Raw genomic sequence first — 14216 nt, forward strand, 5'->3', positions numbered from 1 at the left:
TGAGACTGTTTTCAGTAGCGAGTTTCTGCATGTCCGACTTCTTCTCTGTTTATATTCCCTTCTGATTGATAGGCAGCCCATCTGATAAACAGGTCCTTTTGACAACCGGCCCAGTTTGCAATCAGCCTATTTTTTCGATAAGGGCAAGGAAGTTGGCTCTTAATCTTTCTTTTGTGGAGTACGAAAGTTCTTTGATGTTATCGAGGGCTTTCAGTGCCAGTTCAAAATAGGATCTTGCAAGGGCAGGGTCTATTTCAAGGTAGGTTGCTCCCATGAAAACGTAGAGGTAGAGGAAATCGTCGTATTTCTCGGTGAGTTTGCTGTAGAGTTCCTGGATCCTCCCGAATTCTCCCTTTTCCGCCAGTTCGGAGATATAAAGGCCCACAAGTTCATAAAATTCCGGACCGTTTTCCAGCAGGAAATCGAATTTTTCAGAGTCTTCCACTGAAAGGAACTTACTTTCCATCTCTGCTATCAGCTTTTCTTCGTCCAGCTCCTCTCCTTCACCCCATCCTTCATCTCCTTCTTTTCCTTCACTTTCTCCCCCATATTCCTCTACAAATTCGAAATAATCTTCCTCGTCCCCTTTCATGAGCATGAGGTCTGCGTGCTTACTGGACAGGCCCAGCCTGGAAGCGAGTTTTTTTATGCTCTTCTCATACTCTTCACTCTCTTCTTCCGTGAACAGGTTCATGATATAAGCTGCCCATTTTATGTACGCCTGTTCGTCTTCCATCCATGCTCTGTTCTCGATAACGTCTAAAACGTAGTCTATTACCAGTTTCAACTCATGGTGGCTTATCGGTTTTTCTTCAAGGACTTCTATCAGGTTTTTGACGATTTCTCTTTCAAGCCCAAGTTTGAAAAAAGAAATGTCTTTGTTGAAGTTTTTTCTGATATTCTTTAATGCCGATACTGCATCCTTATCCTTTATTTTTCTGTCAGCCTCGCAAAAATACCTCGCAATTGAATATTCCACTATTCCGATATATTCGGCGTATTCGTACTCTCTACCCTGCAGGCTTTTTATTCTCTTTACTTCCGGCGTATCGGGTACAAGATGCCTAAAAAGTAAACCTTCTCCCTCATGAACGGATCTGTCTCCGGTTTTATAGTTCATGGCCCTTCCCTCTTTACTTTCTGCCTTTCTTCTTTTCTTTCTTCTTTCTTTACTCTTGTGGCATTTCATTGAATCCAACTTGATTTAGTTCAATTTTATCGGGTTCAATTTATAGGGTTCAATTTTATCGGGTTCAATTTTATCGGGTCAAATTTTATCGGGTTCACACTGATAGGGTCCACCCCAATCTGGTTCAGTGTTGCATTTGAAACTGAAGGTGCATCAAAGGCTGAAACCCCAGCCCGGGACTTTATTCCCACTCCATCAAAACCTGCAGGCAACCCGTATGCTCGTCCACCTCTTCCCCGACTGCTTTAAGCCCGCTCCTTTCATAAAAGCGGGTGGCTTTTTTGTTATCCCTGTAGACCTTCAGGGAGAGCCTGCCTTTCTGGGTTTTTGCGTGTTCGAGGAGAATCTTCCCTATTCCTCTTCCCTGCGCTTCGGGAGCTACGAAGAGGGCACATACCCTCTCTCCTACAAGTGAAATAAAGCCTGCAACCTTTCCTTCCTGCTCAAAAACATAATTCTCGGCAAGGGGCAGGTACTTTTCTTTCATTTCGGATTTATGCAAAGCCCAGAAAGAAGCTGGCACAAAAGGATGGGCAATGATTGATGCATCGTACCAGATCCTTACCATTTCTTCAAGGTCTGTTTCCCTGTAAGTTCTGATCAATTTCTCAGATTCCTCTCTTTTGTTAGGATTATTTTATTGATCTAAAATTAAAATTATTCCCTCATATTTCGGATATTGTTGAAAAAAGCCTGGTATACTGTGTAACAGTTATGCAGAAAAGCTGCCACAAGTTCGTATTTTCCGTATGCTTTCCCGAAAATTGGTATACTGTGTAACAGTTTTGCAGAAAAGGATAGACCGAAATGGGTTCGGCCGAAAAAGGGCTTTAACTGAAATGGTCCGAGATAAAAAGAAAAAGTCGGATAATTTTTTCTCTTAGTCCGATTCGATCTGCCTGATCAGTTCACTTGCATATCTTTCGGATATTTCCACATGCTGGCCGCAGGGCACAACCTTTACCAGTTTCCCGAACTGGGTCACATACACTTCGGGCCCGTGTGAAGTCTTCACTTTAGTAAAAGTGTATCCATTTGAAAAGGTCATTTTCTTAACCTCCTATATTTAATAGGTCTCATCTGCCATATAAACATTTTTCAAATTAATAATCATTATATTTACGGCTACTGGCATTGAATATTTTTTAAGATTTATCTCATTTGAGTGATAATTTATATTGGATCAGAAGAAACTTTTCATGAGTTCCCTACAAAAATAAAGGTCATTTTTACGACTCAGTTAACAGGCATAATCTCTCTCTATTTTTTGTGAGATTATCCGAAAAAAGGTAAGGGAAAATTTCAGAAAACGGTAAAAGAGCTGGCATTTAGTGGTAAACCGGGGAGGTAAATAGGGAGGAATGAGGGTTAATAAGTCGTATACCCGGTTGTAACATTAAACAGGAAATTATAAACAGGAAGGAAAAAAAGTTATCGGAATTTTTCCAGTACTTTCAACAGTTCTTCTTCGTCTCTTGCCAGGGAAACAATAGACATCTCAACCATCAGGTTCACGATACCGTCTGCAAGTTCCCTGAAATCAGTCCTGAGCCCTATAACAGGTTTTCCTTTTGCATAGGCATAACCTATCTCCCATGCGGTTCCGGAATCCACATCCACCCCGTCAAGGACAGCGACAACAAGGTCTGAGGCATCCACACCTTCCGCGCACTTCATGAATATACATTCCTGGTTCTGAATTTTGCGCTCCAGTGCCGAATCTTCTGCGTCTTCCTGGGGCAAAAAAACGGAAAAGCCATTGTTGAGCAGCATATCCTTCAGTTTCCGGTTATATTCGAGTTCGGCACACGAGAAAAGTGGGCCTGCAAGGTAAATTATCTTTTTTTTGCTCAATTGTTTCCCTCCTGTTACTCCGGAAGTCAGCACTCATAAGAATTTTCTTGCATGAAAGAAGGTTGATAAAGGTAAAATAGTTTACCTTACAGGGTAATCTTCTCAGAGATACATGCTTGAATGAAGCTGATCTTAACCTGTCAGGAACTATCTGGAATACCCTTATATATTTAGAAATTTAAACTGTACTGTCTTAATATTAATTTTATGACTTTTCTGTTCCGGGGGTAATATGACGGTCAGGAATATTTCAGCATTGAAGGGCTCAGACGAAAGAGGGATCGCTCCCGTTATCGGAATTGCGGTCACAATAGCCATTGTTTTTATTCTTGCAGGCCTGGTTTCTTCAGTCTTTTTTGAGGGATATTCAGCCTCCACCCATAAAGGAGCGCCAGCAGCGAAACTTCAGGTCTTTTTTACTGACGACGGAAGTTCACTTGCGTTCGAACATTCCGGAGGAGATCCGCTCTTTTTTGACAGGTCTTCGCTGTCGGTTATTATGGATATCAATGATAGTTCATACACGCTCAATGACACTGCACTGGGCACCCTCGAAACCGGGGGATGCAGGGCTCTTTCTCTCAACAAGAGCGGACTGCCTGCAATGGAACTGGTCCCCGGAGATCTGGTTTCTGTTAAAGTGGTTGATCTCGAAAGCGGTGGGCTTATTGCAAAGCGTGAGCTTGAGGTCAAAGAAAAAATGGTCATAGTTCCGGAATAATCCGGAGCCGGAATGATCCAGAGTCGAAATAATCCGGAGCCGGAATAATCTTATGAGCTTATTCTTCTTCCTATCAACTATCCTTGGAGCCCTCTTTCTGGTTTTTTTCGATAACAAGCTTAATTATCTTGTATTGACATTACACTGGCAGTGAGTACCCATGATCAAGGCAGGAATTATAGGAGCTTCCGGATACGCAGGAGGAGAACTCCTGCGCTTACTTGTGAGCCACCCCGATGTCAGGCTTGAGCTGGCAACTTCCCGGAGTCTTGCAGGAAAACCCGTAGCAAGCACGCACAGGCACCTCACCGGTTTTCTGGACTTGAAGTATGAAAATCCGGGTCCCGAAGAAATCCGGGAGCGCTGTGATGTGGTCTTTTTGGCGGTGCCTCACGGGACCGGTATGAATTATGTCCCCGAACTGCTCGACGGCAGCACGAAGGTGATCGACCTCAGTGCAGACTACAGGCTTGATACTCCGGTATTTGAGAAAATTTATGGGATGAAGCACAGCGACCCCAGGAAGGCAGTGTACGGGTTAGTAGAACTTCACCCTGAAGCTGCAAAGGAAGAGCTTGTGGCAAACCCTGGCTGTTTTCCTACCGGAGCAACCCTTGCAGCAGCCCCTCTTGCGGCAGCAGGTTTAATAGACATTGCAGTCTTTGATTCCAAAACAGGGATTTCAGGAGCCGGAATTTCCCCGACGGAAACTTCTCATTATCCGAACCTCGCAGAAAACATAATCCCCTATAAGCTTACAGCCCACAGGCATAGGGCTGAGGTTTTCCAGGAGCTGACCAGGCTGGACGGAAAGCTCAGGAACATCAGCTTTACTCCCCACGTGATCCCGTCGATCAGGGGGATTCTTACAACTGCCCACCTCTTTACGAAAGAGCCTCTTTCGACCGGAGATATGCAGGGGATTTATGAGGAGTTTTACGGAGACAGACCTTTTGTCCGGCTTCCGGGAGGAGTCCCGTCCCTTACCGCGGTCAGGGGGTCTAACTTCTGTGACATCGGCTTTGAAGCAGATAAAGAGAATAACAGGGTTGTGGTGCTCTCGGCAATAGATAACCTTGTCAAAGGTGCATCGGGGCAGGCTATCCAGAACATGAACCTTATGTTCGGACTGGCTGAGGCCCGCGGGCTCTGGCTGCCTGCAGCAGCTCCGTAAAGGTAGAGCAGGCGAGAACATATAACTGGTGACGGATTAAAATAAAGAATGGAATTTTATCTTGGGGTAGTCCGATGAAAGTAAAAGATGTCATGAATCCTGACGTCGTCTTCTGCAAGCCTGACGACACAGTCCGGGAAGCTGCAAAGCTCCTTAAAGAAAACAATATCAGTGGAGCTCCTGTCCTGGAAGGCGGACAGCTTGTAGGAATAGTAAGTGAGGCTGATCTGCTTGAGCTGCTCGTAATCCCGGAAAAAGGAAATCTCTGGCTTCCAAGCCCTTTTGAAGTCATAGAAGTCCCGATAAGGGAACTCCTTAGCTGGGAAGAAACGAAAAAAATGCTTTCAGATGTTGGTTCTACGAAGGTTGAAGAGATGATGACAAAAGGAGTGCACACAATCTCTTCCGAAGCCTCGGTTGAAGAAGCCTCCGAACTTATGGTCAGGCACCGGATCAACAGGCTTCCAGTAGTGGAAAATGACCGCGTGGTTGGAATTGTCACGCGTGGAGATATTATTGAGGGCCTTGCAAAGCTTTGAGGGAAAGGAGGGTTTTCATGAAGCAAGTAGAGGGTGGAATATGTGCAGTAAAGGGCGTAACTGCAAACGGAATAAAGCTCGGAAAAATGGGAATTACAGTCATCCGGGCGGAAGGTCCTGCAGCAGGTGTTTTCACAAAGAATAAGGTCACTGCAGCTCCCGTTGTCCTTAGCAAAGGAGTAATTGAAACTCAGCACCGGCTTTCTGCTATAATTGCAAACAGCGGAAACGCTAATGCCTTTACCGGTGATGACGGTTTTCTGGATGCGATGGAAACGGCATCGGCACTTTCCGAAAGTCTTGACCTCGAACCTGATACTGTTGCAGTTGCCTCAACAGGAGTTATAGGCAGAAGGCTTGACGTTTCCTGGATCCGTGAACATCTTCCAGAAGTCCTCGAAGGGCTTGGCAGCTCCCCGGAATGCAGCCTTGCAGCTGCAAAGGCGATTATGACCACTGACAAAGCCGTAAAAGAAGTAGCTGTGGAGCTCGACTGCGGGGTCAGGATAGGGGCAGTTGCAAAAGGTTCGGGCATGATCGAGCCCAATATGGGCACCATGCTCTGCTTTGCATATACCGATGCCCAGGTGCCTGCCGATGTTCTCGATTCGGCTCTCAGGATAGCTGTGGACAGGACCTTCAACATGGTTGTTGTCGACGGAGACACAAGTACGAATGATATGGTGCTTTTCACCTCCACCTGTAAGTCCGGAATCAAGCCCTGTATGGAATGCCTCGATGAGTTTGAAGACGCGCTTGTCTATGTGTTTACGGATCTTGCAAAAAAGATGGCAAAGGACGGGGAAGGCGCTACGAAACTGATCGAAGCCAGAGTCACAGGTGCAAAAACCTACGAGGACGCCAGGCTTGCTGCAAAGGCTATTGTACGTTCCCCTCTGGTCAAGTCCGCAATCTTCGGGAAGGACCCTAACTGGGGCAGGATTGTGGCGGCTGCCGGATACTCGGGTGCCGAACTCGAGCAGGAAAGGCTTTCCCTGTCCTTTGCAGGAGGGGGAGAAGAAGTCGAACTTGTGAAGTCCGGAGAAATTTCCAGGACTTCAGACCTTGCGCTCCTGAAAAAGATAATGGAAAATGAGGAAATTATCATCACCCTTGACTTTGGAATGGGTGGGGAATCCGCAACAGCCTGGGGCTGCGACCTGACCTACGATTATGTCAGGATCAATGCCGAATATACGACATGAATGTGTATTGCTGTAGATTCTGCAGCTTGACCTTGAATTGATGTGGGGTCTACAGCGTGACCTTAATTGTTGTAGAGTCTGCAGCTTGACCTTGAATTGATGTGGGGTCTACATTTTAATCTTAATTGCTTTAGAATCACAGCATGATTTTGAATTCGGATCGTTCTGGTCTGCCTTCAGGTCTCCAATCTGCACAAAGTTAAATAAAATAAACGTAAAATGGAAAATAGGGGAAGTATGAACAGAATAACCCCGGGCATTCAAAAACTCGGATTTATTTTGATTTATTTTCCTTATTTTTCTTTATTCCGGATCAACTAAACTTCTTAATTCTGGATACTTTATTTTATTCCCAGGGGGTTTACAGAAGTGGACATTGAAGAATGGGAACAACGCCACGTAGAAGCGTTTTACGAAGCAAAAGAAGCCCTTCCTTATCTGGACGGGATGTTTGTAGCTTATAACAGCAATATAGATGCTATCAGACACCTGACTGAAGAAGACCTGTCAAAGCTTATCGGGTTTTTTGACGAGGCTGAGATCCAGGATAGGGTAGCGGTATACCCGAGAGAGATCGCAGAGTCTCTGGACTTTATTGCCCGGCTGATTATTTCCATGCGAGAAGGAAAAGCCGCAGAAGTGCCTGCATATACCACAGACATTCATGAATGGCTCAAGGAACACCTGGGTTTTGACTACGCCCGCATGGGTGGGCAGGCAGGGATTATTTCAAATCTCCTTGGCCGACTAGGGTTGAAAAAAGTGATAGCTTACGTCCCCTGGCTTTCAGAGGAACAGGCGGAGTACTTTACAGCTACGGGAAATATCCTGCACCCGAAGGTTGAAAACGGGCAAGTCCTCCTGAAGCCTCCGGGAAAAGCCTTCAAACCCGGGACCGGGTCAAAGGTCAACTGGATCCTCGAGTATTCCAAAGACATGAATGTGACCTGCGCCGGGAACACCTTCAAAGTCCCGAGGGATAACCGCCTGATCATTTCGTCCCGCCCCAGATGGCTCCGCCTGGATATGGATAAGCAGATTTACGAACACCTTGACTCCCTCCTTCCTATTGACGGGGCAATGCTTTCCGGGTATCAGATGATAAAAGAGGAATATGAAGATGGGTCTACCTATAAAGATTACGTCGAAAATTCCGTAAAGGTTATTGAAAAGCTGAAGTCCCTGAACCCCGAACTCCGCATTCACGTGGAACTCACATCCATCCAGAACCGGCTTATAAGAAAAGCCATCCTGACAGAAATTGTTGCAAGGCATGTCCATTCCCTGGGCCTCGACACTGTGGAGGTTGCAAATGCCCTGAACGTGCTGGGATATGAGGAGCTGTCATATTCCGTTATCAGGAAAGGAGAAAACGGGATTATGTCCCTCTACCAGGGGGCAGTCCAGCTCATGAAGGATCTGGACCTTGAGAGAGTTCATGTGCACTCGCTTGGTTTTTACATCTGCATCCTGGCAAAAGGCCACCCTCTTACCCTGAAAGAACACAGGGACTCCCTGCTCTTTTCCTCGGTCCTGGCAGCTGCCCAGGCCCTTAACGGAAATATCGAGAACCTTGAGGAAGCCGAAGCAGGGTTGGAGGTGCCTGTCTCGTCCACAGGACTTGAGGATCTTGAAAACTTCCAGCTGTACTGCACAGGCAGAAGGCTCTGTACACCGGATGAGTTTGAGTACGGATATGTCTACGGATCTGACCATGATGCTATCCTAATCCCTTCCAAAGTAGTGGAGAGGCCCAAAGCCACAGTAGGGATAGGAGATACGATTTCTGCAGGAGCTTTTGTTGCCATGCTTGCAAAGATGAAGCAGAAAAAAGCAGGGAAATGACTTCTCTGCGAGTTTCTACGCATAAGACTCTCCACATAAAACTCTCCACATAAGACTCTCCACATAAGACTCTCCACATAAAACTCTCCGCATAAAACTCTCCGCATAAAACTTTCATAAATAAGTCTCAGAGGCAGCTTTTTCTCCCTGCCTCGCTTTGTAACGGATCGAGCAATTACCTGAAAGCCTGAACAAGAGGCTGCTTCTTAATTCGAACCTACAGGAACCGGTTAAATGAACATACTTTGCGGTTATAACGTTAACATAGATTCCGTATACAGGATCAGCGGAGCCGAAATCTCGGAGCTTCTGAATACTTTTGAAAGAACTGAAATCCTTGAGAAAATAGAAAACCCTCCCGGAAAAATCCTTTCGAAATCCGATTTTGCGGCAGGGCTTGTCTATTGTATGAAAAACGGATGCGGGGCCGAATGGCTTGTTTTTAAGCAGTCCGTATTTGAGTTCCTGAAGAACCGCTATTTTGAAAAATCCCTTGTGAGGATGGGTGGAAATGCCGGGATTATGGCAAATGCACTTTCCGAACTCGGGGCTTCCAGGGTCATCCCCAATGTTGCAGTCCCGTCCCGGACCCAGCTTTCTCTCTTTTCGAAAAAAGCAGTCTATTTCCCGGATGTTTCTCTGCAGGCAAAGGAAAAGTCAGGGACAAAATCCGGAAAGAACCCTGATGTTCCTTTCAGCAACCAGGATCCCATACATTTCGTTTTTGATTTTTCCGAAGGTGAAACCTTTTCCCTTTACGGGAAGGAAATCAGGGTCCCCAGGGAGAACCGCTTTATAGCAACCTGCGACCAACTGAATTTCAAACTTTTTGTTAACCCTGCGTTTGGGACGTATGCCCTTCAGCACGCCTGTGAGATTGACGGCGTACTTATATCAGGTTTCCACCTCCTGCTTGAGACTTATCCTGATGACAGCACTTACAGGGAAGTTCTTGAGAATTCTTTTGCTCAGCTTAAGGCCTGGAGGGCAAGGAATGACAAGTTCAGGGTTCACCTTGAGTTCGGGCATTTTGGAAGCAAAGAGATTGCAAATTCCGTCTTTTTAAAGTTTGCTGGAATCTCAAACAGCATCGGGATGAACGAGGACGAACTTGCAATGCTCCGCAATCTGCACGGCATTCCTGCCGAAGGGATTTTGCGGATGGAAGCCGGAGCTGTAGGGGAGGCTGCCTGTGAACTTGCTTCTCGACACGGGATCGGAAAAATTTTCATTCACACAAGGGAATTTTTCCTGGCTGTCTTTAAACCCGGAAGCTCTGGTGGTTCCGGAATTTGCGGGGGTTCCGGGATTTCTGATGAGTCCGGAATTTCTAACGAATCCGGAATTTCTGATGAGCCCCGGGTTTCGGGAAAATGGGACGACATCGACGACCCTGCCCTGTTAAAGGCCGCCGAAAAAAAGCTTGAAGCAATGAGCTTCGGGCTCAGGTGTGCGGGAGTATATGCGGCTTCGGGAAGGCTTGAAGGGCGGGAATTTGTGGAAAAAGAGGCGTCAAAACTTCAGGAGAGCCTGCTCGGAAGGGAGCAGCTGCAGCTTTTTCTTAAAGCCTTCCATGGAAAGACTTTTGAGCATGGGGCTTATGCTTTAAGGGAAGGGTATGTGCTCTGCATTCTCCCAACTCTGCTTTCTAAATCCCCTCTGACCACGGTCGGACTTGGAGATACCTTAACCGCCGCAACTTTTCTAAGGGAGCTGGAACTGGATGTACAGGCTTAAGCCCGAAATCTTTAACCTCGACTACACCCTCGACTGCGGACAGGTCTTCCGCTGGGAAAAGGAAGGAGACTGGTGGACAGGCGTCGTAGGAGAACATGTTATCCGGCTTTCCCAGGAGGACAGCGGAGAACTTCTGGTCGATTCCCGACTGCCCCCAGAATTTTTTTCTCATTATTTCCGTCTTGACGACGACCTGCCTTCGATCTACGAAAGCATAAACAAAGACCTTCTGATAAACAGGGCGATCAACAAATACAGAGGTCTTCGCCTGATCCGGCAGGACCCCTGGGAGTGCCTGATTTCTTACATGCTCGCAACAGCCTCGAGTATCCCCACAATTCAAAAAAGAATCTATCTTCTGAGCCGTTTTTTCGGACAGGAACTGGAAGAAGGATATTTCAGTTTTCCTGACCCCGATACTCTTGCAGAAGCCGATCTTTCTCTGCTTGACAAATGCAAGCTCGGCTTCCGGACCGAACGCATAAAAGAAGCGGCAGGAGAAGTAGCTTCAGGCGAACTCGACCTTAATGTCCTCTTCCGCCTGGAATACCGGTACGCAAGAGAACGCCTTATGAGGCTTCGCGGCATCGGGGAAAAAGTTGCCGACTGCGTTCTCCTTTTCGCCTTTGATAAAATGGAAGCTTTCCCCATAGACACCCACATCAGGCAGATCATCCAGCATTACCACATCGACGACAATTTCTTTGAAAGCTGCACGAACATGAGTCGAATGGGAGACTGGGGACGGGAATACTTCGGCTATTACTGCGGGTATGCCCAGCAGTATTTGTTTTATCAGAAAAGGATGGAGGGGTTTGTTCCTCTGTATTAAATTATTTTTATGCTTTTTACATCCATTTCCTCAAAAAAACCCTGAAATCCGGGTCTTTCAGCCTGCAAATTCCCGCATCTTCTACAACCTCAAAGCCTTTACTCACGCTGCTATGTACCTGTTTTCCGAGGGAGCAGTTCAGAAGCTGTTCTTCAAGAAGCCCTTTTGCAGTCGGGTATTTGCGCTGAATTTCGAAGACGTACTTTCCTCCTTCGATATAGCCTCCGAAAACATTTTCAGCTTCTTCGTACTTGGCTTTGAACTTCTCGGCGTGCTCCCTGACCCAGACCGGAGGGCCGATTCTTTTCTTGACGTTGGGGAGGGTGCCTGAGATAAGTTCGAGCATGATTACGGTTTCGGGCTTTCCTGACCAGACTCCGGTTTTGATTACTGAAAAATCGTATTCGTGCAGGAGAGCTGCTGCAGCCTGTTCCATTTTGTAGAGCTGAGGGTAGAGGACGTCGTCCACAATATCCGGGGTTTTGAAAACAACTGCAAGCTGGGAACTTTTCCTGCTTTCGAGCTTCTCAAGGATCTCTTTATCTTCAAGCGGTTCGAGGGGGGCCGGGAAAAAGAATCTGAGTCCCGGGCTTTTCATAAACTCCCGGCAGTGGTCCATGAACATGCAGAATTTGTCGAGGGAGAGGGCTGCTGCAACGTTTCGTTTGGGGTCGGTCGGGTCTACCATAATAAGAGGTTCGGTATGTTCCGTTTCCGAGTGCTGCATAATGTCTATTTTCTGGCCGGGTTTCCAGAGGCAGGCGGCTTTTACGGTGTTTTCAAAAGAGCCGTAGTGAATGATCAGGAGTTCGGTCAGGTAGCCTGAAAAGCCCTGTGTTTTCAGTTCCGAGCCGTAAACTCCGCCTCCGCGCATGAACTGCTTCATGAGCAGGACATCGTCTTCCCGGCCTTTTATGTGGGTTTTTACGAATTCGTTGTGGAAGGGCGTCCTGTCCACTGCGGATTTGAGCTTGCAGGCGGATTCTACCCTGAAGCATGGGACGAGGTCAACGTCAAAGCCTTTGAAAACAATGTTGAGGTATGGATGTTCAGCATGGCGGTCTTCGGCGTGCTCTGCTTTTTTTGCCACCTCCCTGGCAATCTCCATTCCCCTCCTTTCCAGTTCCTCTCTGGTGGTTTCCTCGGGGAAGCTGATAAAAACATCAATGTCATGGGTGCCTGAAAGCCAGGTGCCTCTCGCAGCAGAACCGACCATTTTTACAAAAATATCCGCTACACAAAGTTTCTCTGCTGCCTCTTTTACATCTGTTGCAAGTTCCTCCTGAACTGCCGTGAGTATTTTTCTTTCGGCTTCCGTGGGTTTGATCTTTTCAAGTACGGCAAGCTTCAGGTCTTCTGGAATGCTGGTATATTTTTCCATGCCGGGACGGCTCCATATGTTATTTTTCGATTCTGAAGGTCAATCCTTGATCTTGCAGTTGATTATTGATTCTCTACAAGATTGATTCTTGAATTTCCGGAGATAAGTTGTTGGGTCTAGATTGATTAGTTGTTGAGTCTAAGATTGATTAGTTGTTGAGTCTAAGATTGATTAGTTGTTGAGTCTAAGATTGATTAGTTGTTGAGTCTAAGATTGATTAGTTGTTGAGTCTAAGATTGATTAGTTGTTGGGTCTAAGATTGATTATTTATATTGCAGTTAACTCTTGTTCTGCAGTTAATTCATTATTCTGAGATTAATTCTCGATTCTACAGGTCAGAAATCTTCTCTTTTAACTTATATTTTATGGGTCTCCGGTAGAATTTCAAAAAGGATCGTTTTTTACGGGTTGGGGAGTTGAAGAACCCCCCCTTTCCAAGCAGGTGAATTTTCAGGTCCGGGGTATTCTCCGGAGCTTCCTATAATACGAAAATATACACACTTTAAATAAAATGGGCAGTATTTTCTATTTCCCGAATTCTGCATTTTTGCAGGTTTGCCTTCTCTTTAATTTTAAGCTCCGTAGTCCCTATCGGTTTATTTCAAGTTTAGGCAACTCATTTCAGGAATTGATCCGTTCCAAGCTCCATAAAAACCCGGTTGTGATGAAAAATGTTAGTCTGGCTGTACTGGATTATCACCCTTACTATTGCTACCTATGCATCCGTGTATATTATTAGAAAAATGCCTGAAAACGGTTTTACCGTACTCACCGCTTTCTATGTGGTTTACCTTGCGGCTTCCCAGGTCCTTGCCACGCGCATTATTGTCTTTGACCTCGGCTTTTACTCTTTCTTTGCTCCTGCGGCAGTTTTCATCTATCCTTTTATTGCTCAGGTTGTGGACATGATCAACGAAGTCTATGGGGAGCGGAGGACGCATATCTCCATCCTCATCGCTTTTGCAACCCAAATCTTGTTCGTGCTCTTCATCGGGATGGTCACAAGTCTCAGCCCCGCTCCTTTCTTTGAACTGGAAGATGCCTGGCTGAACCTCTTTGGGCTGAGCATCAGGATTACGATTGCAAGCTGGGTTTCTTTTCTGGTCTGTTCGAACCTTGACGCCTGGGTCTTTGCATCCCTCAAAAAACACTTTTTACAAAAAGAAAAGAACTTCAGGCACGATACCCTTCTAAACCCTTACATCTGGCTTCGTTCGAGTGCAAGCGATTTTGTCAACCTTACACTGGACTCCCTTATCTTTGTTGTCATAGCTTTTTACGGGGTTATGCCTGTCATTCCTCTGGTCATAGGGCAGCTTATCAGTAAGAATGTAATCGGTTTTCTGGATAATCCCTGGTTCGTGTTCTATAAAAAACTGCTCAATAAGCAAAAAACTGCCCAATAAGCAAAAAAGCTGCTCAATAAATAAAAAACTGTCCAATAAGCAAAAAAGCTGCTCAATAAGTAAAAAATAGCCCAATAAGTAAAAAATTGCTTAATAAGTAGAAATATCGTGCTTAAAGGGAAAAATCTATTATTTCTTTTATATCCATCTCCTCTTTTTATTTTTGAAGTATTTTTTATCTTTATTTTCCTTTTTCTCTCTTTTTCTTCGGTTTTCCGGATTTTTTATTTCATTTTCTTCCTGTTATAATAATAACTACCCAAAAACCTTTATCCAATCCATGTAATATCTTGAACTGTATATTATTGAATGTTTTAATGTCTTTATAGTAAA

Annotated in this window: 14 protein-coding genes; 8 read left to right on the forward strand and 6 right to left on the reverse strand. The window is 45.6% G+C overall.

Annotated elements, in window-relative coordinates; all coding sequences use genetic code 11:
* Positions 1-121: 121 nt before the first annotated feature.
* The 5 genes from ACSAZL_RS03700 to ACSAZL_RS03720 all read right to left on the reverse strand — a co-directional run bounded on the left by ACSAZL_RS03700 (position 122) and on the right by ACSAZL_RS03720 (position 3043).
* Positions 122-1120, reverse strand: a complete 999-nt coding sequence (locus tag ACSAZL_RS03700; RefSeq protein ID WP_440947392.1) for a hypothetical protein — start codon at positions 1118-1120, stop codon at positions 122-124.
* Between the two features lie 104 nt (positions 1121-1224).
* Positions 1225-1380 carry a hypothetical protein gene (locus ACSAZL_RS03705; RefSeq protein WP_440947393.1) on the reverse strand — a complete coding sequence of 52 codons (156 nt, stop codon included), beginning with the start codon at positions 1378-1380 and terminating at the stop codon, positions 1225-1227.
* A complete protein-coding gene (locus ACSAZL_RS03710; RefSeq protein ID WP_440947394.1) occupies positions 1371-1793 on the reverse strand; it encodes an N-acetyltransferase in 423 nt (140 codons plus the stop codon). Before ACSAZL_RS03710 ends, ACSAZL_RS03705 begins: the two co-directional genes overlap by 10 nt.
* Positions 1794-2069: 276 nt before the next feature.
* Positions 2070-2237, reverse strand: coding sequence for a hypothetical protein (locus tag ACSAZL_RS03715; protein WP_440947395.1), 168 nt, complete (start codon positions 2235-2237; stop codon positions 2070-2072).
* 383 nt (positions 2238-2620) lie between these two features.
* The gene (locus tag ACSAZL_RS03720) at positions 2621-3043 is read right to left on the reverse strand and encodes a nucleoside 2-deoxyribosyltransferase (protein WP_440947396.1); all 423 of its coding nucleotides are present in this window, start codon (positions 3041-3043) and stop codon (positions 2621-2623) included.
* A 232-nt stretch (positions 3044-3275) separates the two neighbouring features.
* Here ACSAZL_RS03720 and ACSAZL_RS03725 point away from each other — a divergent pair, with 232 nt between their 5' ends.
* The 7 genes from ACSAZL_RS03725 (at position 3276) to ACSAZL_RS03755 (ending at position 11096) form a co-directional block, all read left to right on the forward strand.
* A complete protein-coding gene (locus ACSAZL_RS03725) occupies positions 3276-3764 on the forward strand; it encodes a type IV pilin (RefSeq protein WP_440947397.1) in 489 nt (162 codons plus the stop codon).
* 160 nt (positions 3765-3924) lie between these two features.
* Positions 3925-4938 carry an N-acetyl-gamma-glutamyl-phosphate reductase gene (argC, locus tag ACSAZL_RS03730; RefSeq protein ID WP_440947398.1) on the forward strand — a complete coding sequence of 338 codons (1014 nt, stop codon included), beginning with the start codon at positions 3925-3927 and terminating at the stop codon, positions 4936-4938.
* Between the two features lie 74 nt (positions 4939-5012).
* Positions 5013-5477: a CBS domain-containing protein gene (locus ACSAZL_RS03735; protein WP_440947399.1), complete on the forward strand. Its 465-nt coding sequence runs from the start codon at positions 5013-5015 to the stop codon at positions 5475-5477.
* A gap of 17 nt (positions 5478-5494) precedes the next feature.
* Entirely contained in the window at positions 5495-6682 is a 1188-nt protein-coding gene (argJ, locus tag ACSAZL_RS03740) for a bifunctional ornithine acetyltransferase/N-acetylglutamate synthase (protein WP_440947400.1), read from the forward strand.
* A gap of 369 nt (positions 6683-7051) precedes the next feature.
* Positions 7052-8527, forward strand: coding sequence for an ADP-specific phosphofructokinase (pfkC, locus tag ACSAZL_RS03745; RefSeq protein WP_440947401.1), 1476 nt, complete (start codon positions 7052-7054; stop codon positions 8525-8527).
* Between the two features lie 234 nt (positions 8528-8761).
* Positions 8762-10264 (forward strand): ADP-dependent glucokinase/phosphofructokinase, encoded by a 1503-nt coding sequence (locus ACSAZL_RS03750; RefSeq protein ID WP_440947402.1) that lies wholly within the window; start codon positions 8762-8764, stop codon positions 10262-10264.
* Positions 10251-11096, forward strand: a complete 846-nt coding sequence (locus tag ACSAZL_RS03755; protein WP_440947403.1) for a DNA-3-methyladenine glycosylase family protein — start codon at positions 10251-10253, stop codon at positions 11094-11096. The genes ACSAZL_RS03750 and ACSAZL_RS03755 overlap by 14 nt, the downstream gene beginning before the upstream one ends.
* A 16-nt stretch (positions 11097-11112) precedes the next feature.
* Here the strand turns inward: ACSAZL_RS03755 and cca are convergent, their stop codons facing one another.
* Complete coding sequence (gene cca, locus ACSAZL_RS03760; RefSeq protein ID WP_440947404.1) at positions 11113-12477, reverse strand: CCA tRNA nucleotidyltransferase; 1365 nt, start codon at positions 12475-12477, stop codon at positions 11113-11115.
* A gap of 671 nt (positions 12478-13148) precedes the next feature.
* Here cca and ACSAZL_RS03765 point away from each other — a divergent pair.
* Positions 13149-13883, forward strand: coding sequence for a queuosine precursor transporter (locus ACSAZL_RS03765; RefSeq protein ID WP_440947405.1), 735 nt, complete (start codon positions 13149-13151; stop codon positions 13881-13883).
* Positions 13884-14216: the final 333 nt, after the last annotated feature.

This window comes from Methanosarcina mangrovi, from assembly GCF_052057765.1.
In the GTDB taxonomy this organism is placed as follows: Archaea; Halobacteriota; Methanosarcinia; order Methanosarcinales; family Methanosarcinaceae; genus Methanosarcina.